Below are 19,112 nucleotides of genomic sequence, written 5' to 3' on the forward strand. Positions count from 1 at the left end.
ACCCGTGGGTCACTGATAAGGGTCTCGTGCCGAGAAAGGGGCGGTGTCGCGTGGATCGCTGTGCGCTGTTCGTAGATGCCGGCTATCTGCTGGCCGACGGCGCGATGGCGGTGCACGGTACCCGCCGTCGCGAATCGGTGTCGTTCGACTTCGGAGGCCTGCTCCAGCTCCTCGGAAACCTCGCCCGGGAGCGTACGGGCCTGCCGCTGCTGCGCTGCTACTGGTTCGAGGCGACGGTCGAGGGCCGGCGCACGCCGGAGCATGACGCGCTGGCCGACCTGCCGGGCATCAAGCTCCGCCTCTCCCGGCTCCGCCCGGGCCGCCGTGAGGGCGTCGACACCGAGATCCACCGTGACCTCATGACGCTGGCCCGCAACGGCGGGGTCGCCGACGCCGTCATCGTGAGCGGCGACGAGGATCTCGCCCAGGTCATCGCCGACGCGCAGGACCTCGGCGTCCGCGTCACGGTCGTGCACGTGGCCGTCGACGGCAACTGGACGATCTCCCGGGTGCTCCGGCAGGAGTGCGACGACCTCATCGAGATCGGCTCCGGGCACCTCCGGCCGTACGTCAATCTGCTGGCCGGGGTCGACACCTCGGCCGCGCCGCTGGCCAACGGTGCGTCCAACGGCTCGGGCGGTGCCCTGGCCCCGTTGCGGCCGTCGCCGCAGCACGGCGCCGCACCGCCGAGCACGCCGATCACGGTGACGCCGTCGCAGCTCGGCTCCTCGACGAACACCACCTCCTCCGGCCTCATCGGCTCCTCCGGCAGTGGACAGCCGAGCACGCCGACCCCGCCACTGCGCTCGACCCCGATGCACGCGGCGCCGACGCCGCCGGCTCCGCCGTCGACCGGGCCGCAGACCGGCAGCAACGCCACCGGCCCGCAGTACCCCCAGCAGCCCGTCGGCCCGTACACCGGCCCCCAGCAGATCACGCCGGCCCCGGTCCAGCAGTCGACCCCGACGCTGGCCGACGCCGTGAAGGCGGCGCACAAGGAAGGGCAGGATTTCGGCGAGTCGGTCGCCCGGGACGCCCCCGCCCTGTGGCTGGAGGCCGTGCTGGCGCGCAAGCCGCGGATGCCGTCGGACCTGGAGGCGCGGCTGCTCCAGGGCTCGTCCCTGCCGATCGACTTTCTGCTTCACGACGAGGTACGCCACGCACTGCGACGCGGTTTCTGGGATGCGCTCGAACGCTCGCGGCGCAGCTGATCGCGGTAACGTCTCTACCGGCCGGTTCGCTCCGGTCGGCTACTGGTCGGCCTCCGGGTCGGCTACTGGTCGGGCGATCATCCGAAATGACCAGATTCGCAGCAGGTACGCCGGGTAGCGTCTAGAAGGTGACGCATGTGACCGAAGACGATCTCGATGACCTCGAGTTCGAGACTCTCCGCACCGGTGATCACGCCGCGGCGGCGACACGGTTCGTCGAGTTGGCCGATACCGTTTCAGGCGGCGTTTCCCGCGCCAGCCTGTTGCTACGTGCCGGTGAACAGTGGCAGCACGCGGGAGAGCACGACAGGGCGGCCGAGGCCTACCGCGGTGCCCTGGACGATGGCGGAGAGACGTACGGCGATCCGCGCATCTACCTCGCCGGCGCCCTGTTCGAATTGGACCGTGCCGATGAGGCACGGGCACTGATCGACCAGGTACGCGCCGACGCGCCGAAGGACCCCGAGATCTTCCGTGCCGTCGCCGAGCTGCTGCATGAGCAGGGCGACCTGGTCGGCGCGCACGACTGGTCGACCGAAGGCGCCGACATCGCCCGGTCGACCGATCCGGACGCCCTCGAGGGCCTGCTGCGGATCCGCTACCGCTGCCGTCTCGACCTCGGCCGCCCCGAGGACGAGTACGACGCGCTCCTCGACGATCTGCTGAAGAAGACCGACGACGCCCCGGACCAGCAGTTCCACTAGTGCGTCAGCGACTCCGGCCCGCATCGACACCGCGCCCGTGCGGTGAGCGGCGGGCCGGACGGGCATTCACCGTCGTCGGCATTCATCGCTTATCGGGGATTCACGACAGAGGGGCACGGCCGAGCTCGCGGAGCCCGTCCTCGGCGGCGGCATCCCAACGTACCGAGGCCGTTCGCCCGTCGACGTGCACGGTCGCCAGCGCGTTGTCGAACCAGGGCCCGTCGGTGACCCGCCACCCGAGCGGCGGCCTCCGTACGCCGGCGAGCCGGGCCAGCGCCCGCGCGGGCAGGTCGCCGACCCGTCGGCAGGCGACCTGGTTGGCCGCCTTGAACGGTCCCCTCAGCGGGTTGCGCAGCGGCGAGCAGACGACCTGGGAGATCGGCGTACGGGTCCGGCGCACGCGCGCCAGGTAGGAGTAGTGGACGTCGCCGGAGAGCAGCGTGATGCTCGCCGGCGGGCGCGGCCCGTTCGCGACCTCGAGCAGGATGTTCGCCACCGCCCGGAACGACGCGTCGAACGCCGCCCAGTGCTCCAGGTCGAGGGTCTGCCGGAGCCGCTCGCCGAACCCGGCCGCCCGCCGTCCCCACGCGCCGCCCGCGACGGCCTCGTTCCACGCCTCCATGTGGTGGATCGCGGCGGGCAGCAGGAACGGCAGGGACGTCGCGATGAGGAGATGGTCGACGTCGGCGCGGCACTGCTCGCCGAACCACGCGAGCTCCGCGTCGTCGAGTATCGCCCGTCGGCCCTCCTCCAGCACGCGCCCGCACCGGCTGTCCACGACGACGATCCGCGTCCGCCCGTGATCACGGACGTAGCTCCACCGGACCTCGCCGGGAGCCTGGTCCGCCCGCTCGGCGAGCTCGTCCACGAGCTTCCCGGCGTCACCGTCGGCCGCGAGCACGGCCTGGTAGACCGGGTCGGCGGCGCGCTCCGCCGGTGACAGGTTCCCGAGGTGCTGGTAGATCCAGTACGTGCCGAGCCCGGCGGTGATCCGCCGTTCCCACCAGGGATGGGCCCGCATCTCCCGCCGCCACGCCTCGGAGGTGTTCCAGTCGTCGCGGATGTCGTGGTCGTCGAAGACCATCGAGCTGGGCACCGTGGCCAGCAGCCACCGCACCGCCGGATCCGTCCCCCAGGCCAGCCGGTAGAGGTGGGCGTACTCCTCGAAGTCGGCGATCTCGGCGTACGGCGGCGCGCCGATGTCACGCCGCGCCGCGATGAACTCGCGTACCTCCGGCGTCGTCTCGTCGGCGTACACCTGGTCGCCGATCAGCAACAGCTCGTCCGGCGGATCGTCGCCCGCCATGAGCCGCCGCGCGCACACCGCCAGCGCGTCGACGCCGTGCGTCTCCTCCGAGGCCGGCGCGACCCGGCAGGACCCGACGGCGAACCGCCGCGCCCCGCCGGGCACACGGGTGCGGATGCGTCCGGGCGGCGTCCCGGGCTCCGGCCACGCCCGCTCACCGTCGAGCAGCACGTCGTACGGGGTATCGGAGCCGGGCTCGAGGCCGTCGACGTCCACGAGCGCATAGTGGTGCCCGTGGACCGTGAACGTACGGCTCGCGGCGTCCAGGACGCGGACCTCGCACGGCCGATCGGTCTCCACCCAGACCGTCGCCGTACGCGCACCGACGTGGCGCAGCAACGGCCCGAGGATGAGTCGTGTCATGACCAACGGACTACCGCGCCGAGGCGGACCGCGTCCACCTCGCCCGGGTGTCGTCAGCGGAGCTTGCCGAAGAACTCCCGGATGTCCTCGGCGAACACCTCGGGGAGCTCCATGGCGATGAAGTGATGGCTGCCGGGGCGGTTCTCGCCCCAGTGGACGATGTCGTTGTGGCGTTCGGCGAGGCGGCGGATGCCGGGCGGGCCGCTGTAGAGGCCGGTCGGCACCGCGGACTGCCCCGAGGTCCCGGTGAACCAGTACAGGCTCACGTTGGTCAGGAGCAGGTCCCGGTCGATGGCGTCCTCGGGGACAGCCACCGCGTAGCCGAACTCCGTCAGCTTCTTGGCCGTGGACGGCCGGGCTTGCGGCTCGGGAGTTCACGCCTTGTTGCGCTCCCCGTCGCGGCTGGCTGTCGTGCCGGGGTCGCATCTCCCTTCCCCCTGGAGTTGGGGTTGGGGACGGGCATGCTGACGAATGCCCACGCCACGCACGCCCGTTTCCGGATGTTGGTGGCGGCGATGACGTCGGCGGGGCCAGCGAACCCGCACCGGCGACAGTAGAAGGTGTCCCGGTCGGGCCGGTTGGCCCGCGTGGTGTGCCCGCACCAGGGCACGGGACAGCTCTGGGAGGTGTAGGCCGGGTCCAGTTCCACGAACGGCACCCCGGCCCGCAGGGCCTTGTACTGGAGGAACTCACCGAGCTGGTGGAACGGCCAGGTAGAGAGCGTGGCGCGCTGGTGCCGCCTGAGCCGTACCCGATCGCGTATCCCACTCAGTTCCTCGAGTGCGATACCGCGTTCGGTGCGTCGGGCATCGGCCACAATGCTCTTGCTGATCTTGTGGTTCTCATTGGAGGCGTGCCGGGCCTCCCGTGCTGACCGGCGGGCCAGACGACGGGCGGCCGACCGGCTGCCCGCGGCTTTCTTGGCCTGTAGTTCGGCGCGCAGCCGGGCTTGGCGCTTGCGATAGCGGGCCAGGCCTTTGCCCTGGTGGTTGTCGCCGTCGGAGGTGGTGGCCAGGTTCACGATCCCCCGATCGACCCCGATCCAATCGGTCGGCTCGAACTGCGGGGCTGCTTCGACCTCACAGGTGGCGATCAGGAAGAACATCCCGTCGCGGTGTACCAGGTCGGTTTCGCCTTTGCGGTGGGCGGCCAGGAATTTGAGCTGCCCGGGTTCGCCGGTGAAGGCGATGTTCCGGACTCGGCCGGCAGCGGTCCAGATCGAGATGGTCCGGGCATCCATCTGCCACGACAAACACCTGTCGTCGAACGGCTGGGCCGCATCAACCCGGAAGGCGATCGGCTTGGACTCGGCTTTGCGGCGCCGGGGTGAATGCTCATCTCCCAGCAGGCCGGCTTCGATCTGGGCGTGCAGGGTGGTGTAGGCGTCGGCGACCTTACGGATCACATGCAGTGCGGGCTGCGCCGACAGCCCTCGTGCCTTCAGATCCGCGTAGACGAGCTTTTGCAGCGTCTGCCGGGCGAACACACCCTTCTCGAACGCGACCGCTGACACCTCGTTCGCCGCCGTGTTGCATAGGGGCAGGGTCGCCGCGAGCGCCGCCGCCTGCTCAGGCGTCGGCAGCAGCTTCACCTGCACCACCAACTTCACGACCAGTGACCTTACAAGTGCGCACCGACATCGGCGTCGAACTCCACGAATTCAACCGACCACGCCCACCAACCCGTGCACCACCTCCCAAGATCGCCCTGTCCCGCGCGCGGGCGAGGAGGGCGAGGGCGACCGCCTGGTCGAGCCGTACCGGCTGGTCGCCGCCGGTACCTCGTCGCGTACGACCTCGGCCGGGACGACTGGCGGATCTTCCGGATGGACCGTGTCCGGAGGCCGCGCCCGACCGGCGTGCCGAACACACCCCGCCGGCCTCCCGACGAGGACGCGGCCGCCTACGTCACGCGCAAGCTCTACTCGCTGGCCCCGACGTACCGGGCGCTGGTCACCCTGCGTGTTCCGGCCGACGAGGTCCCGGCGGCCCGGCTCGGCGAGGTCGAGCCGATCGACGCGTACGGCTGCCGCCTGCGCACCCACACGGACACCATCGAATGGCTCGCCCAGCGGCTCACGATGCTCGGCTGCGAGTTCACCGTGCACGAGCCGCCAGAACTCGTCGCGTACCTGCGGTCACTCGGTGCCCGCGCCCTCCGCGCCACCGGCGGTTAGTCCCGGAGAACGGTCGGGCCCCGCACCCGAGGTGCGGGGCCCGACCGAGGAAGGGTCTCAGGAGGCGGTGAGCGCCGCGCCGGACTCCTGCTCCGGCTGGGCCGGGTCGGCCTTGCGGTCGCGGAGCACCAGCAGGGCGAGCACCGCCGCGGCGAGGACGCCGGCCGCGCCGACCGTGAAGGTGGTGGACATCGCGGTCGCGAAGGCGTCGCGGGCGGTGTGCGCCAGGCCGGTGTTCCCGGTCCGGGCGGCGGCGGCGAGCGCCTCGCCGATCGAGTGCCGGGCCTGCTCGGGGGCCGCCTTGGGCATGGCGCCGGTGAAGGTACTGGACAGGACGCTGCCGAGGATCGCGACGCCGAGTGCGGCGCCCGCCTGCTGGATCGTGTCGTTCAGCGCGGAGCCGACCCCGGCGTGCTCGGCCGGGACGGCGCCCATCAGGGCCGCGATCGCCGCCGGCACCGCCAGCCCGCCGCCGATGCCCATCAGGGCGAGCGCGACGCCCAGTACCGCGACCCCGTCGCCCGGTGCGACCGTCGCCAGCACGCCGAACCCGGCCGCGGTGATGACCAGCCCGGTGGCGGCCATGACGCGGTTCCCGAGCTTCTGACCCAGGCTCGCGCCGATGCCGTTGAACACGAGCGCGGCGACCGCCAGCGGGATGAACGCCAGCCCGGTCTTCATGGGCGAGTAGCCGAGGACGAACTGCAGGTACTGGGTGGCCGCGAGCAGCAGACCGCCGTTGGCGATCTCCGCGAGGGTGAGGGAGAGGCTGCCGCCGGTGAAGTTCCGGTCGCGGAAGAGGCCCAGCGGGACCATCGGAGACGAGGTGCGGGTCTCCCAGATCACGAAGCCGGTGAGCGCGGCGACGGCGACGGCGGTTCCGGTGATGGTGGCGGGGCCGAATCCGTTCCTCGGCAGCTCGATGATCGTCCAGACGAGCGCCGTCATGCCGACGACCGACAGGACCGCGCCGAGCGGGTCGGGTTTGCGCCAGGGGCCCTTGGACTCGGGCATGAGGACGACCGCCGCGATGATCGCCAGAGCGGCGATCGGGATGTTGATCAGGAAGACCGCGCTCCAGCCGAACCGGGCGACGAGCAGACCGCCGACGACCGGGCCGCCCACGAGTCCGAGCATGGCGACGGCGCTCCACGCGGCCATCGCCTTCGGCCGTTCCGCCTCGTCGAACACGGTGATGAGGATGGACAGCATGCTGGGCATCACCAGCGCGCCGCCCACGCCCATGAGCACCCGAGCCGCGACCAGCAGTCCGGGCCCGGTGGCGAACGTCGCCGCCAGCGAGGCGCCGCCGAAGAGGGCCAGCCCGATGACCATCATCCGCCGCCGGCCGAACCGGTCCGACAGGCTTCCCGCCGTGAGCAGCAGCCCGGCGAACACGAGGATGTAGGAGTCCAGGATCCACTGGATGTCCTGGGCGCTCGCACCGAGGTCCTCGGTGAGCGAGGGGATCGCCACGTTGAGGGCCATGTTGTCGATGACCAGCACCAGCGTGCTGAGGCAGAGGACGACCAGGATGAGCCAGCGGCGTGGATGGCGAGTCATCGCGACTTCCCTTCGATGCGTACAGTGTGCGCCAACTGGCGAACACTGTACGCATGGCGGAACGCTGTGCGCAAGCGGTGAACGATGTACGCATCCGCATACGCTGTGCGCTAGGCTTCTGGCAGCGACGAGGAGGAGATGCCGTGACCGCCGATGACAGGCCGATCCCGTCGGTATGGGCGCGTCCCGGCCGAGAGAAGCGCGAGCAGCCGGCGCTGAGCCGGCAGCAGATCGTGGCCGAGGCGGTCCGGCTGCTCGACGCGGAAGGCGTCGACGCACTGAGCATGCGCAAGCTCGGTACCCGCCTCGGCGCGGGCGCGACCTCGCTCTACCGACACGTCGCCAACAAGGACGAACTGGTCGAGCTGGCGGTCGACGAGGTCTTCGGCGAGCTGCGGGCACCCGACATGGGCGACCCCGAGCGCTGGCGCGAGGCGACCGCCGCCTGTGCGCAGGGCCTGCGCGCCGTGATCCTGCGACACCCGTGGATCGCCTCCATGCTGGGCGCGATGGCCAACTACGGGCCGAACCTCATGCGCCTGTCGGAGGACCTGCTCGGCACACTGGAGACCGCGGGGTTCTCCCTGGCCGAGGCCAACAGCGCGATGAGCGCCGTCTTCGCCTACGTCATCGGGATGACGAGTAGCGAGGCGGCATGGCTGACCATGCTCGCTCGCAGCGGCCAGTCCGAAGACGAATGGGCCGAGCGCCTGAAGCCCGCCCTCGAAGGACTCACCCGCACACACCCGCGCCTCGGCGCGCTGTTCACCGCACACGCGGACGAAGACCCCGTACGGCTCCGCGAGCAGGAGTTCGCGTACGGCCTCGACCGCATCCTCGACGGCCTCGCCCTCGCCCGCGCCGGCGGCCCCGCCCCCGCCTGACCCACTGCGGCGGGCCGTGTCGCACTCTGCCCGTTCGCCGCGCGAGTGTTGACTCCCCGCGTAAGGGAAGCGGTCGCCCATTAGGGAAATTGTGCCGCTTTGCGCCCCCACCTGATCCCGCAGCGGCGGGGGCGGGACCGTACGGCGACTTCAGCGTCGGCCCGCCTGAGACCGGTTCGGCGCGACCCGTCGCGTCCGACCCCCCAAGGTGACGGCAGCCTTTACGATCTTTGGCATGGCAACGAGACTGGTGCAGATCAATATGAAGGCCCATGACGCCTCCGCGCTCGGCCGGTTCTGGGCGGAGGCGCTCGGCTGGGCGATCGACAGCTGGGCTACCGACAGCGAGGAACCTATCGGCGCCAGCCTCGCACCCGTCGGCTTCGCCTACCCCGACCCCGCGGCCGTCTGCATCGACCTCATCGCCCGCCCGGAACCCAAGACGGTCAAGAACCGGGTGCACCTCGACCTGGCCACCACCTCGGCCGCCCACCAGGCGGAACTGGTCGCACGCCTCAAGGAGCTCGGCGCGACCCCCGCCGACATGGGCCAGGGCGACGTCCCCTGGACGGTCATGGCCGACCCGGAGGGCAACGAGTTCTGCGTCCTGGAACCTCGGCCGATCTACCAGGACACCGGCCCGATCGCCGCAGTGGTCGTCGACTGTACCGACCCACGCGCCATGGCCCGCTTCTGGGGCGAGGCGATGGACTGGACCCTGCGCGAGGTCACCGACGAGCACGCGGTCATGCGCTCCGCCAAGGCCGTCGGCCCCTACCTGGAGTTCATCCGCACCCCCGACCCCAAGACCGTGTGGAACCGCGTCCACCTCGACATCTGTCCCTACCCCGGCGACGACCTGGCGGCAGAGGAAGCCCGCCTGCGCACCCTGGGCGCCACCGACCCCGGCATCGACCAGTCCGACTTCCACTGGACGGTCCTCGTCGACCCCGAAGGCAACGAGTTCTGCCTCCTCACCCCCCGCTGACCTCGTGTAACGGCTCCGGGCGGTCTTGCCGGTTTAGAGGGGGAGTTCCCAGACGCGTACGGAGTCGACGTGAGCGGCGGCGATGACCACGGGGCGGCCGTCGAGCTCGGTCAGGCGGACGCCGAACACCTCGCTGTCGTATTCGCGGAACGGCTCGCCGAGCAGCCGGCGCTCGGCGAGATCCCACACGCAGATCGTGCCGTTCTTGGCGCCGGTGACGGCGACCGGGCGACCCATCACCGAGTCCGTGTCCAGGCAGGAGACGTCGCCACCGGGGAGGGTGAGCGGCTCGTCCCACTCACCGGTTTCAGGATCGCCCAGCAGCAGGCTCTGCCCGCCCGCCGCCACGACACGCGTACGGCCGTCCACGGCCGCCAGCGCGAAGTCGGTGAGTGTCTCGTCGAGATCATCGAATTCTGCGAGGGAACCTTGCTGGTCGATGTCCCATACGAGCACGCCACCGTCGTGGCCACCGGCGACCACGACCGGCCGATCCCCCAGCGTTCCCGCCGCAACGGCACTGCCGGCGCCTGACCCTGCGGCCAACTCCTCGACGTCGACCTGGAAGTCATGGGGCGAAGGCCGATCGGGCCCGGAACCGTCGGGCCCCTCATCGCCGTCGTATTCGGCGACCGACGGGTCCCACAGTTGCACGTTCGTGAAGGACGAGCCTCCGACGACGAGCATTGAGCGTCCCCCGAGGTCGGCCCTGGCCGTGGAGGCCACGCCGCCCTCCTGCGCGGTCAGCCGCACCTTGCCGGACTGGAGGTCCCACATGGCGAAGCCCTGGTGGTCTCCGCCACCGCCGATCACGATCCGGCCGTCCACGACCGCGGCGCCGAGCGCGGTGAGTTCGGTGTAGTCGCCGTCCCAGTCGACCCAGGGGTTTTCGAGCGGGTACTCCGTCCACAGGTCGGTCGCCGGGTCCCAGGTACAGGCATGCCGGCTGATGTCATGGGTGCCGACGAAAAGCAGCCGACCATCGAGGACGACGAGGTCGAAATCGTGGATCCGGCCGCGGGGAGGCGAGCTGACGATGATGGACCGGGCTGTTGGCATGCTCAGGAGCCTAAGGCGACGGCCGGTCTCGCAAGATCGCTTTCCAGATGATCTCGGTCATGGAGTAAGGGGCACGATCCTCACGGATTCGCGGTGTCCGCCCCGGCACCGGAGATGAATGAGAAGGGGCCCGGCTTGCGCGCGGGCCCCTCGATCACGTGGAGCGGGTCAGCTGACGGTGACGGCCGGCTTGACGGTCAACGTATCGGCGCCCTCGTCCAGGTCGACGACGACCTCATCGCCGTCGCGGATGTCGCCGGCCAGCAGCTCCTTCGCCAGCTGGTCGCCGATCGCGCTCTGGACGAGGCGCCGGAGCGGGCGGGCGCCGTACGCCGGGTCGTAGCCGGTGAGGGCCAGCCATTCCTGGGCGGCCTCGGTGACCGTCAGGGTCAGGCGACGGTCGGCGAGGCGGCGGGCCAGGCGGTCGATCTGCAGGTCGACGATCTTCGTGAGCTCCTCGGTCGACAGGGCGTCGAAGATGATGACGTCGTCGAGCCGGTTGAGGAACTCAGGCTTGAAGCTCGCCCGTACCGTGGCCAGGACGGCCTCGCGCTTGGCTCCATTGTCCAGGGCCGGGTCGACCAGGAACTGGGAGCCGAGGTTCGACGTCATGATCAAGATGACGTTCCGGAAGTCGACCGTACGTCCCTGGCCGTCGGTGAGCCGTCCGTCGTCGAGCACCTGCAGGAGGACGTCGAAGACCTCAGGGTGGGCCTTCTCGACCTCGTCCAGCAGGACGACGCAGTACGGGCGGCGGCGGACCGCCTCGGTGAGCTGGCCGCCCTCCTCGTACCCGACGTAGCCGGGAGGCGCGCCGACGAGGCGGGCGACCGAGTGCTTCTCGGCGTACTCGCTCATGTCGATGCGGACCATGGCCCGCTCGTCGTCGAACAGGAAGTCGGCGAGCGCCTTGGCAAGCTCGGTCTTGCCGACGCCGGTCGGGCCGAGGAACAGGAACGACCCGGTCGGCCGGTCGGGGTCGGAGACGCCCGCCCGCGCCCGGCGTACGGCGTCGGACACGGCGCGTACGGCGTCGGCTTGGCCGATGAGACGGTGGCCGAGCTCGTCCTCCATGCGGAGCAGCTTGGCGGTCTCGCCTTCGAGGAGCCTGCCGACGGGGACGCCGGTCCATGAGGACACGACCTCGGCCACGTCGTCGGCGCCGACCTCCTCCTTGACCATGGTCTCGCGGGTCTCGGCGGCCTCGGACGCCTCGGCGAGCTGCTTGTCCAGCACCGGGATCTCGCCGTACATCAGACGTGCGGAGGTCTCCAGGTCGCCGTCGCGCTGGGCGCGTTCGGCCTGGCCGCGCAGGTCGTCGATGCGCTTCTTGAGTTCACCGACCTTGTTCAGCCCGGCCTTCTCCCGCTCCCAGCGGCCGACGAGGGCGTTGAGGTGCTCCTGCCTGTCGGCGAGCTCGGCGCGGAGGCGTTCGAGGCGGCGCTTGGACGCCTCGTCGGACTCCTTCTCGAGGGCCAGCTCCTCCATCTTGAGCCGGTCCACGGAGCGCTGCAGCTCGTCGATCTCGACGGGTCGCGAGTCGATCTCCATGCGGAGCCGGGAGGCGGCCTCGTCGACCAGGTCGATGGCCTTGTCGGGCAGGAACCGGGCGGTGATGTACCGGTCGGAGAGCGCCGCGGCGGCGACGAGGGCGGCGTCGGAGATCACCACCTGGTGGTGCGCCTCGTACCGGCCCTTGAGGCCGCGCAGGATCGCGATGGTGTCCTCGACCGTCGGCTCGCCGACGAGGACCTGCTGGAAGCGCCGCTCCAGCGCCGGGTCCTTCTCGATCCGCTCGCGGTACTCGTCGAGCGTGGTCGCGCCGATCATCCGCAGCTCGCCGCGGGCCAGCATGGGCTTGAGCATGTTGCCCGCGTCCATGGCGCCCTCGGCCGCGCCCGCCCCGACGACGGTGTGCAGCTCGTCGATGAACGTGACGACCTGGCCGTCGCTCTGCTTGATCTCGTTCAGGACCGCCTTGAGGCGCTCCTCGAACTCGCCGCGGAACTTCGCGCCCGCGACCATGGCGCCCAGGTCGAGGGAGACGAGGCGTTTGTTCTTCAGCGTCTCCGGCACGTCGCCGGCGACGATCCGCTGGGCCAGGCCCTCGACGACCGCGGTCTTGCCGACGCCGGGCTCGCCGATGAGGACCGGGTTGTTCTTCGTACGGCGCGACAGCACCTGCACGACGCGGCGGATCTCGGTGTCGCGGCCGATGACCGGGTCGAGCTTGCCGTCGCGGGCCTGCGCGGTCAGGTCGACGCCGTACTTCTCCAGCGCCTGGTAGGTCTCTTCGGGGTTCTCGCTGGTCACGCGGGCGTGGCCGCGGACCTTCTCGAACGCCTCGAGCAGCGCGTCGGGGGTCGCGCCGTTCTCCTTGAGGAGGGTGGCGACGGGACCGCCGTCGGTGGCCAGGCCGACGAGCAGGTGCTCGGTGGAGACGTACTCGTCCTCGAGCTGCTTGGCCCGGTTGGCGGCGGTGTTCAGCACCTTGAGCAGCAGCCGGGAGGTGTCCGGCGCGTTGACGGTCGAGCCGGCGGCCTTCGGCAGCGCCGCGATCTGCTCCTCGGCGCGGCGCCGGATGGCCTGCGGGTCCGCGCCGACGGCCTCGAGGAGGGGCGCGGTGATGCCGTCGGCCTGGCCGAGCTGCGCGACCAGCAGGTGCACCGGCTCGACCTGAGGGTGGCCCTCCGTCGCGGCACGTCGTACCGCGACCGAAACGGCCTCTTGGCTCTTCTGGGTCAGCTTGTAATCCACTTATTCCTCCCCCCGCGACCGCCACAGCACCACGCTGGTCTGCCGGATCGGCACCAGGTCGGCTCCAGTGTCGGAACCGTGGGCGTTCTTCAGTTTTGCCAGCCGGGCCGCCACGGCGCGCGTGGACTCCAGCTCGTTGCTCAGCTCCTCGACCAGCGCGCGGAGGCGTGCCACCTCGGTGCGCAGCACGTCGGACTCGCGCTGGAGGTCGAGGATGTGCTTGATGCCGGCGAGGTTGATGCCCTCGTCCTGGGAGAGCCGCTGGATCTCCCGCAGCATGACGATGTCGCGCATGGAGTAGCGGCGCCCGCGCCCGGCCGTACGACCGGGGGACACCAGGCCCATCCGGTCGTACGTGCGGAGCGTCTGCGGGTGCAGCCCGGACAGCTGAGCCGCCACCGAGATGACGTAGACCGGACTGTCGTCGCCGAACGGATCCATGACGATCACTCCTCTCTCGCCATCCGCAGCAGCTCGCTACGCAGATCCTCACCGTTGCTGCTCGCGCGAATCTTCTCCAGCGCCTCTCGCGTGGTCTCGTCGACCTTCTGCGGCACCTGGACCTCGACGGTCACGAGCAGGTCGCCCTTGGTGCCGTCGCGGCGGGTCGCGCCCTTGCCGCGGACACGGAAGGTGCGCCCGTTGGGGGTGCCGGCCGGGATCCGCAGGGTCACCGGCTGGCCGCCGAGGACCGGCGCCTTGATCTCCGCGCCGAGCGTCGCCTCGGGGAACGTCACCGGGACCGTCACGGTCAGGTTGTCGCCCGACCGGCCGAACACCTTGTGCCCCGTCACGTGCACGACGACGTAGAGGTCACCGCTGGGGCCGCCGTTCTCACCGGGCGCGCCCTTGGCCTTGAGCCGGATCCGCTGCCCGTCGCCCACCCCGGCCGGGATGCGCGCCTGGATGGTCCGGGTGCTCTGCGCCCGCCCGCTGCCGTGGCAGGTGAGGCACGGGTCGTCGACCACGAGGCCCCGCCCGTGGCACTCGCGGCAGGGCTCGGAGAAGGCGAACCCGCCCGCGTTGCGGCTCTCCTGCCCCGTGCCCTCACAGCGGGGGCACACCCGGGGCACCGTGCCGGTCTTGGCACCGGTGCCCCGGCAGGTGGGACATGCCGCCTCGCTGGTCAGCCGCAGCGGCACCGTCTTGCCCTCCAAGGCCTCGCTGAAGGTCAGCGTGACCTCGGACTCGACGTCGGTGCCACGGCGGGGACGCCGGGTGGTCGTCGTCCGGCGACCGCCGCCGAACAGCCCGCCGAAAAGGTCGCCGATGCGCTCGCCGGTACCGGTCGTGCTACCGGCCTGGCCGCCGAACAGGTCGCCCAGGTCGAAGCCGAAGCCGCCCTGCGCCCCGCCGCCAGGGCGACGGGCCCCGCCGAACAGGCTGCGGGCCTCGTCGTACTCCTTACGGCGCCTCTCGTCGGACAGCACGTCGTAGGCCTCGGAGATCTCCTTGAACTTCTCCTCGGAATCGGCGTCGCCGCGGTTGGCGTCCGGGTGGTACTGCCGCGCCAGCTTGCGGTAGGACTTCTTGATCTCGTCCTGGGTTGCGGTCTTCGGAACACCGAGGACCTTGTAGTAGTCCTTCTCGATAAAGTCCTTGGTGCTCACCGGCGTCCCTTACCTCTTCCCTGTCGGTGTTCGTCTCAGTCGTCGCCGGCGCCGTCGACGCCGGACTCGGCCTCCGGCTTCTCACCGTCGGCCGTGCTCTCCGACTTCGCCTTCTCCTCCGGCTCGGCCTGCGGACCGAGGTCCTCGGTCGGCTCGGCCACGGCGACCCGCGCGGGCCGGAGGGTCCGCTCGCCGATGCGGTACCCCGACTGCAGGATCTGAATTGCCGTCGGCTCCTCGACCTCATCGGAGTAGGAGTGCATCAGAGCCTCGTGGACGTTCGGGTCGAACGGCTCCCCGGCCGTGCCGAACGATTCCAGGCCGAGCTTGCCGACGATGCCCTCGAGGGACTCGGCGATCTGCTTGAAACCCCCGGTCAGCTCTTCGTGCTCCCGGGCCCGCCCGATGTCGTCGAGCACCGGCAGCAGCTCGCCGAGGACGTACGCCAAGGCCTGCTCGCGCACGGCCGCACGGTCCCGGTCGACCCGCTTGCGGTAGTTGGAGTACTCCGCCTGCAGCCGCTGAAGGTCGGTCGTGCGCTCGGACAGCTCCTTCTTGAGCTTCGCGACCTCTTCTCCGTCCGTGCCGGAGGGCGCTTTCTCGGTGGGGGGCGCGGGAGCCGACTTCGCCGACTCCCGCACCTCACCGGTCTTGGGATCGATGCGCCGCTTGTCGCGGATCACCGGGCCCTGGCGCTCCTCGGCGTCGTCACGACGCTCCGTCACGCTTCCTCCTCAAGTACCAGTTCGTCACGGTGTGGGGGGACGACCCCGGTCACGCCGCGCCGCCCTTGGTGTCCTTGTCGTCGTCCACGATCTCGGCGTCGACGACCTCGTCGTCCTTCGGCTGCTCGCCCTGGGCCTGCGCGTCGGCCGTCGGGCCTTCGGCGCTCGCCTGGTTCTGGGCGTACATCGCGGCGCCCATCTTCTGGCTGACCTGGGCCAGTTTCTCGGAGCTGTTGCGGATCGTGTCGACGTCCGTGCCCTCGAGGGCCTTCTTGACCTCGTCCAGCGCCGACTGGACCTCGGTCTTGACCTCGGCCGGGATCTTCTCGTCGTTCTCCCGGAGGAACTTCTCCGTGGAGTAGGCGAGGGTGTCGGCGTTGTTGCGGGTCTCGGTCTCCTCGCGGCGCTTGTGGTCCTCCTCGGCGTACTGCTCGGCCTCGCGCATCATGCGGTCGATGTCGTCCTTGGGCAGGGCCGACCCGCCCGTGATGACCATCGACTGCTCCTTGCCGGTGCCGAGGTCCTTGGCGCCGACGTTCACGATGCCGTTGGCGTCGATGTCGAACGTGACCTCGATCTGCGGGACACCGCGCGGCGCCGGCGGCAGGCCGGTCAGCTGGAAGGTGCCGAGCTTCTTGTTGTACGACGCGATCTCGCGCTCGCCCTGGTAGACCTGGATCTCCACGGACGGCTGGTTGTCGTCGGCGGTGGTGAACACCTCGGACCGCTTGGTCGGGATGGTGGTGTTCCGCTCGATGATCTTGGTGAAGATGCCGCCCTTGGTCTCGATGCCCAGGCTCAGCGGCGTGACGTCCAGCAGCAGGACGTCCTTGACCTCACCCTTGAGCACGCCGGCCTGCAGGGACGCGCCGACCGCGACGACCTCGTCCGGGTTGACGCCCTTGTTGGCCTCCTTGCCGCCGGTCAGCTCCTTGACGAGCTCGGCGACGGCGGGCATGCGGGTCGAGCCACCGACGAGAACGACGTGGTTGATCTCGCTCACGCTGATGCCGGCGTCCTTGATGACCTGCTGGAACGGGTTCTTGCAGCGGTCGAGCAGGTCGGACGTCATCTTCTGGAACTCGGCCCGGGTGAGCTTCTCGTCCAGGTGCAGCGGGCCCTCGGCCGAGGCCGTGATGTAGGGCAGGTTGATGCTGGTCTCCGAGGAGCTGGAGAGCTCGATCTTGGCCTTCTCGGCGGCCTCACGGAGCCGCTGCAGTGCCATCTTGTCCTTGGACAGGTCGACGCCGTGGGCGTTCTTGAACTTCGTGACCAGCCAGTCGACGACCTTGCTGTCCCAGTCGTCGCCGCCGAGGTGGTTGTCGCCGTTGGTCGCCTTGACCTCGACCACGCCGTCGCCGACCTCGAGGAGGGAGACGTCGAAGGTGCCACCACCGAGGTCGAAGACGAGGATCGTGGCCTCGCCCTCCTTCTCCAGGTGGTACGCCAGGGCCGCGGACGTCGGCTCGTTGATGATCCGCAGGACGTTGAGGCCCGCGATCTGGCCGGCCTCCTTGGTGGCCTGCCGCTGGTGGTCCGAGAAGTAGGCCGGAACGGTGATCACCGCGTCGGTGATCTTCTCGCCGAGGTAGGCCTCCGCGTCGCGCTTGAGCTTCTGCAGCACGAACGCGCTGATCTGCTGCGGCGTAAAGTCCTTGCCGTCGATCGTGGTCTTCCAGTCGGTGCCCATTTCGCGCTTGACCGACCGGATGGTGCGATCGACGTTGGTCACCGCCTGGCGCTTGGCGACCTCGCCGACCAGGACTTCGCCGTTCTTGGCGAAGGCGACGACGGACGGCGTGGTCCTCGACCCCTCCGCGTTGGCGATGACGGTGGGCTCGCCACCCTCCAGGATCGCGACGACCGAGTTGGTCGTTCCAAGGTCGATACCGACCGCACGTGCCATGAGTTGGTTCCTCCGACTGTGAGCTTGCTAAGTCGATGAAGCTGAGTCCAGCAGACGCAAGACTGCCAAGCGGCGCCGTGACTGTCAAATGACTTGAGTCAGCCAGACTCAACTTTGCTGACCTGTACAACGGCCACCTGGCACGCAGTGTTCCCGCCGGCGAAGAGAATCTCGGGATCTTCGGTAAGAAGCCGTCCCCGCCGGCGTCGCTCCCCTTCAAGTGACGTGCGGGTTCGGGCTCGGCCTCAAACCCGCTGAACCGTGAGGGGAGGCGCATCCGTACACATCGGGGACACGCACCCTGAGGTTTTTCAGATGGTGCGAAATGCCCCGGTGGGCCGGGAACTCGATGTCGCCCATCGGGAGATTAAGAGGAGACGGTTTCCGCAGCGGGCCCGAAGTGACGGAGGGACTCCGTAGCGTGGACCTCTCCCCGAGGTATGGCCGGAGCGGTGCCGCCGCGCCGCCGGGAAGGGAGCCTGACGCGTGATGGACCTGACGCGGGTCGTCGGTGACACCGAGGATGACCCTTCCGCCTCTTCGCGGGGCGATCGTCGGCGCGCTCGGTCGCGTCTCGGCGTGGGAGTCCCACTCGGCCTGGCCGTCACCGGAGCGATGGTCGCGGTCGCGCTGTCGGTCGGATCGTCGGCCCAGGAGGCCCGACGGCACGGTCCGCCCACCGGCCGCGACATCCTCCTCGCGGCGGCCACCGCCCTGGGCCGCCACCCGGACCTGACCACCGGGCGGTACTGGCGGGTCGTCGAGACCGGCCGGTACACGCTCAACGCCGGGAACGGCGGCGGGGAAGGCCCCATCGAGGTGCGGGTGCGCGACGGCATCTGGCTCGCCGGAACCGGCGGGGGGCGAACCGTCGCCTACCGGCGGTGCCTCGGCGCCCGCCCCCTCACCGCGCAGGAGCGGGCGGATCAGGGCGGCCTGCCGTCTCGGGGGTGGCCGGCGTACTCCACCAGCGCGCGAATCTGCGTGGCCGGGTCCGGGCCGGCGGAGCGGGACGCTCAGCTCGCCGCCGCCACCGACTACCGCCTCGCGGACGTCGCGGTCTCGCCGATCTGGCTGGACAACCTGTCGACGGACCCTGCCGTGCTGCGACGCCAGATCGACGCGAAGCTCGCAACCGCGCACCAGGGCGGCCTGGCCGTATACGGGCACATCGTCCTGCCGCAGCTGATGACCGACCTGCCGATCCGCCCGGAGATCCGCGCGGCCGTCCTGCGGATGATGGCCGGCCTGCCGGGCGTACGAGCGGCGGGCAAGGTCATGGACTCGCTGGACCGTACGGGGGAGGGCGTCGTGATCAGCGGACTCGGCCTCGACCGGACCGAGCTGCGCTGGATCATCGATCCCGGCGTGGCCCGCGTGCTGGACGTCCAGGAGGTCGTCACCGGCGCGGGCCGCCGTCCGGCGGGAGCGGTGGTGGCCGAGAAGGTGTACACGTCGGTGGGCTGGACCAACGAATCCCCCGGCCCCGACACGTCGGCCTTCCAGTAAGGGGAGCTGAAAGCCGGCAGAGGGGAAGGGGATCCGGGGCTGCGGGGGAGAAGGGGTGACCGCCATCCCACGCCAATAGATGAGGCATCAGATGAAGGAGCCCCCCGCGGCAGGGGCGCTCCTGGCCGATCAGTCCGTACTCCTCACGCCCGGTGGGGAGTACCAGAGCCGGAAGCCGGGCTTCGTGATCAACTACATGGCCCTGTGGAGCTACGGCTGGACGGGGGAGAAGCCGTCCCCGCCGTCGGCCCTGCCGTTCGGGTGACCGTCCCGTGCCTGGTCAGGGCGCGGGACGCGCACGCGCTCAGTGCCGGGATCGGGAGATCTGTCCGGTGATGGGCAGTGAAGCTA

The 19,112-nt window shown here is 70.3% G+C and carries 17 protein-coding genes; 7 read left to right on the forward strand and 10 right to left on the reverse strand.

From position 1 onward, the window contains the following. Window positions 1-50: 50 nt before the first annotated feature. Both AB0I04_RS48110 and AB0I04_RS48115 read left to right on the forward strand, forming a co-directional pair. Window positions 51-1,211: an NYN domain-containing protein gene (locus AB0I04_RS48110; RefSeq protein WP_360901140.1), complete on the forward strand. Its 1,161-nt coding sequence runs from the start codon at window positions 51-53 to the stop codon at window positions 1,209-1,211. A gap of 137 nt (window positions 1,212-1,348) precedes the next feature. Then, window positions 1,349-1,915: a tetratricopeptide repeat protein gene (locus AB0I04_RS48115; RefSeq protein WP_360901143.1), complete on the forward strand. Its 567-nt coding sequence runs from the start codon at window positions 1,349-1,351 to the stop codon at window positions 1,913-1,915. A gap of 100 nt (window positions 1,916-2,015) precedes the next feature. Here AB0I04_RS48115 and AB0I04_RS48120 read toward each other — a convergent pair whose 3' ends face one another. The 3 genes from AB0I04_RS48120 to AB0I04_RS48130 are packed head-to-tail and all read right to left on the reverse strand — an operon-like array spanning window position 2,016 to window position 5,193. Next, window positions 2,016-3,584, reverse strand: coding sequence for an alkaline phosphatase D family protein (locus AB0I04_RS48120; protein WP_360901146.1), 1,569 nt, complete (start codon window positions 3,582-3,584; stop codon window positions 2,016-2,018). A gap of 53 nt (window positions 3,585-3,637) precedes the next feature. Beyond that, the gene (locus AB0I04_RS48125) at window positions 3,638-3,898 is read right to left on the reverse strand and encodes a hypothetical protein (RefSeq protein ID WP_360901149.1); all 261 of its coding nucleotides are present in this window, start codon (window positions 3,896-3,898) and stop codon (window positions 3,638-3,640) included. Between the two features lie 17 nt (window positions 3,899-3,915). Further along, a complete protein-coding gene (locus AB0I04_RS48130; RefSeq protein ID WP_360901152.1) occupies window positions 3,916-5,193 on the reverse strand; it encodes a transposase in 1,278 nt (425 codons plus the stop codon). Window positions 5,194-5,268: 75 nt separating this feature from the next. Here AB0I04_RS48130 and AB0I04_RS48135 point away from each other — a divergent pair, with 75 nt between their 5' ends. Continuing rightward, the gene (locus AB0I04_RS48135) at window positions 5,269-5,760 is read left to right on the forward strand and encodes a WYL domain-containing protein (protein WP_360901155.1); all 492 of its coding nucleotides are present in this window, start codon (window positions 5,269-5,271) and stop codon (window positions 5,758-5,760) included. A gap of 57 nt (window positions 5,761-5,817) precedes the next feature. Here AB0I04_RS48135 and AB0I04_RS48140 read toward each other — a convergent pair whose 3' ends face one another. Beyond that, window positions 5,818-7,323: an MFS transporter gene (locus tag AB0I04_RS48140; RefSeq protein WP_360901158.1), complete on the reverse strand. Its 1,506-nt coding sequence runs from the start codon at window positions 7,321-7,323 to the stop codon at window positions 5,818-5,820. A gap of 143 nt (window positions 7,324-7,466) precedes the next feature. Between AB0I04_RS48140 and AB0I04_RS48145 the strand changes: the two genes are divergently transcribed. Together AB0I04_RS48145 and AB0I04_RS48150 are read left to right on the forward strand one after the other, a co-directional pair. Then, a complete protein-coding gene (locus tag AB0I04_RS48145; RefSeq protein ID WP_360901161.1) occupies window positions 7,467-8,207 on the forward strand; it encodes a TetR/AcrR family transcriptional regulator in 741 nt (246 codons plus the stop codon). A gap of 235 nt (window positions 8,208-8,442) precedes the next feature. Next, complete coding sequence (locus tag AB0I04_RS48150; RefSeq protein WP_360901164.1) at window positions 8,443-9,195, forward strand: VOC family protein; 753 nt, start codon at window positions 8,443-8,445, stop codon at window positions 9,193-9,195. Between the two features lie 33 nt (window positions 9,196-9,228). Here the strand turns inward: AB0I04_RS48150 and AB0I04_RS48155 are convergent, their stop codons facing one another. The 6 genes from AB0I04_RS48155 to dnaK form a co-directional block, all read right to left on the reverse strand. After that, window positions 9,229-10,254 carry a hypothetical protein gene (locus tag AB0I04_RS48155; RefSeq protein WP_360901167.1) on the reverse strand — a complete coding sequence of 342 codons (1,026 nt, stop codon included), beginning with the start codon at window positions 10,252-10,254 and terminating at the stop codon, window positions 9,229-9,231. A 168-nt stretch (window positions 10,255-10,422) separates the two neighbouring features. Beyond that, on the reverse strand, window positions 10,423-13,011 hold the full coding sequence (gene clpB, locus AB0I04_RS48160) for an ATP-dependent chaperone ClpB (protein WP_360901170.1): 2,589 nt from the start codon (window positions 13,009-13,011) through the stop codon (window positions 10,423-10,425). Next, a complete protein-coding gene (locus AB0I04_RS48165) occupies window positions 13,012-13,452 on the reverse strand; it encodes a helix-turn-helix transcriptional regulator (RefSeq protein ID WP_360901173.1) in 441 nt (146 codons plus the stop codon). It lies immediately after the preceding gene. Window positions 13,453-13,457: 5 nt separating this feature from the next. After that, complete coding sequence (gene dnaJ, locus AB0I04_RS48170) at window positions 13,458-14,621, reverse strand: molecular chaperone DnaJ (protein ID WP_360901175.1); 1,164 nt, start codon at window positions 14,619-14,621, stop codon at window positions 13,458-13,460. 35 nt (window positions 14,622-14,656) lie between these two features. Next, on the reverse strand, window positions 14,657-15,346 hold the full coding sequence (gene grpE / locus AB0I04_RS48175; protein WP_360901178.1) for a nucleotide exchange factor GrpE: 690 nt from the start codon (window positions 15,344-15,346) through the stop codon (window positions 14,657-14,659). Between the two features lie 49 nt (window positions 15,347-15,395). After that, complete coding sequence (gene dnaK, locus AB0I04_RS48180) at window positions 15,396-17,252, reverse strand: molecular chaperone DnaK (protein ID WP_360901181.1); 1,857 nt, start codon at window positions 17,250-17,252, stop codon at window positions 15,396-15,398. Between the two features lie 579 nt (window positions 17,253-17,831). Between dnaK and AB0I04_RS48185 the strand changes: the two genes are divergently transcribed. Together AB0I04_RS48185 and AB0I04_RS48190 are read left to right on the forward strand one after the other, a co-directional pair. Beyond that, window positions 17,832-18,761, forward strand: coding sequence for a hypothetical protein (locus tag AB0I04_RS48185; protein WP_360901184.1), 930 nt, complete (start codon window positions 17,832-17,834; stop codon window positions 18,759-18,761). A gap of 91 nt (window positions 18,762-18,852) precedes the next feature. Next, the gene (locus AB0I04_RS48190; RefSeq protein ID WP_360901187.1) at window positions 18,853-19,026 is read left to right on the forward strand and encodes a hypothetical protein; all 174 of its coding nucleotides are present in this window, start codon (window positions 18,853-18,855) and stop codon (window positions 19,024-19,026) included. The last annotated feature ends 86 nt before the right edge of the window (window positions 19,027-19,112 follow it).

The organism is Actinoallomurus sp. NPDC050550 (assembly GCF_040655075.1).
Lineage (GTDB): Bacteria > Actinomycetota > Actinomycetes > Streptosporangiales > Streptosporangiaceae > Actinoallomurus.

Excerpts from the sequence above, each read along its gene's own strand:
- AB0I04_RS48155 (WP_360901167.1), bottom strand. The coding sequence starts at position 10,254 with ATGCCAACAGCCCGGTCCATCATCGTCAGCTCGCCTCCCCGCGGCCGG.
- dnaK (WP_360901181.1), bottom strand. The coding sequence starts at position 17,252 with ATGGCACGTGCGGTCGGTATCGACCTTGGAACGACCAACTCGGTCGTC.
- AB0I04_RS48150 (WP_360901164.1), top strand. The coding sequence starts at position 8,443 with ATGGCAACGAGACTGGTGCAGATCAATATGAAGGCCCATGACGCCTCC.
- AB0I04_RS48140 (WP_360901158.1), bottom strand. The coding sequence starts at position 7,323 with ATGACTCGCCATCCACGCCGCTGGCTCATCCTGGTCGTCCTCTGCCTC.
- AB0I04_RS48120 (WP_360901146.1), bottom strand. The coding sequence starts at position 3,584 with ATGACACGACTCATCCTCGGGCCGTTGCTGCGCCACGTCGGTGCGCGT.
- AB0I04_RS48165 (WP_360901173.1), bottom strand. The coding sequence starts at position 13,452 with ATGGATCCGTTCGGCGACGACAGTCCGGTCTACGTCATCTCGGTGGCG.
- AB0I04_RS48190 (WP_360901187.1), top strand. The coding sequence starts at position 18,853 with ATGAAGGAGCCCCCCGCGGCAGGGGCGCTCCTGGCCGATCAGTCCGTA.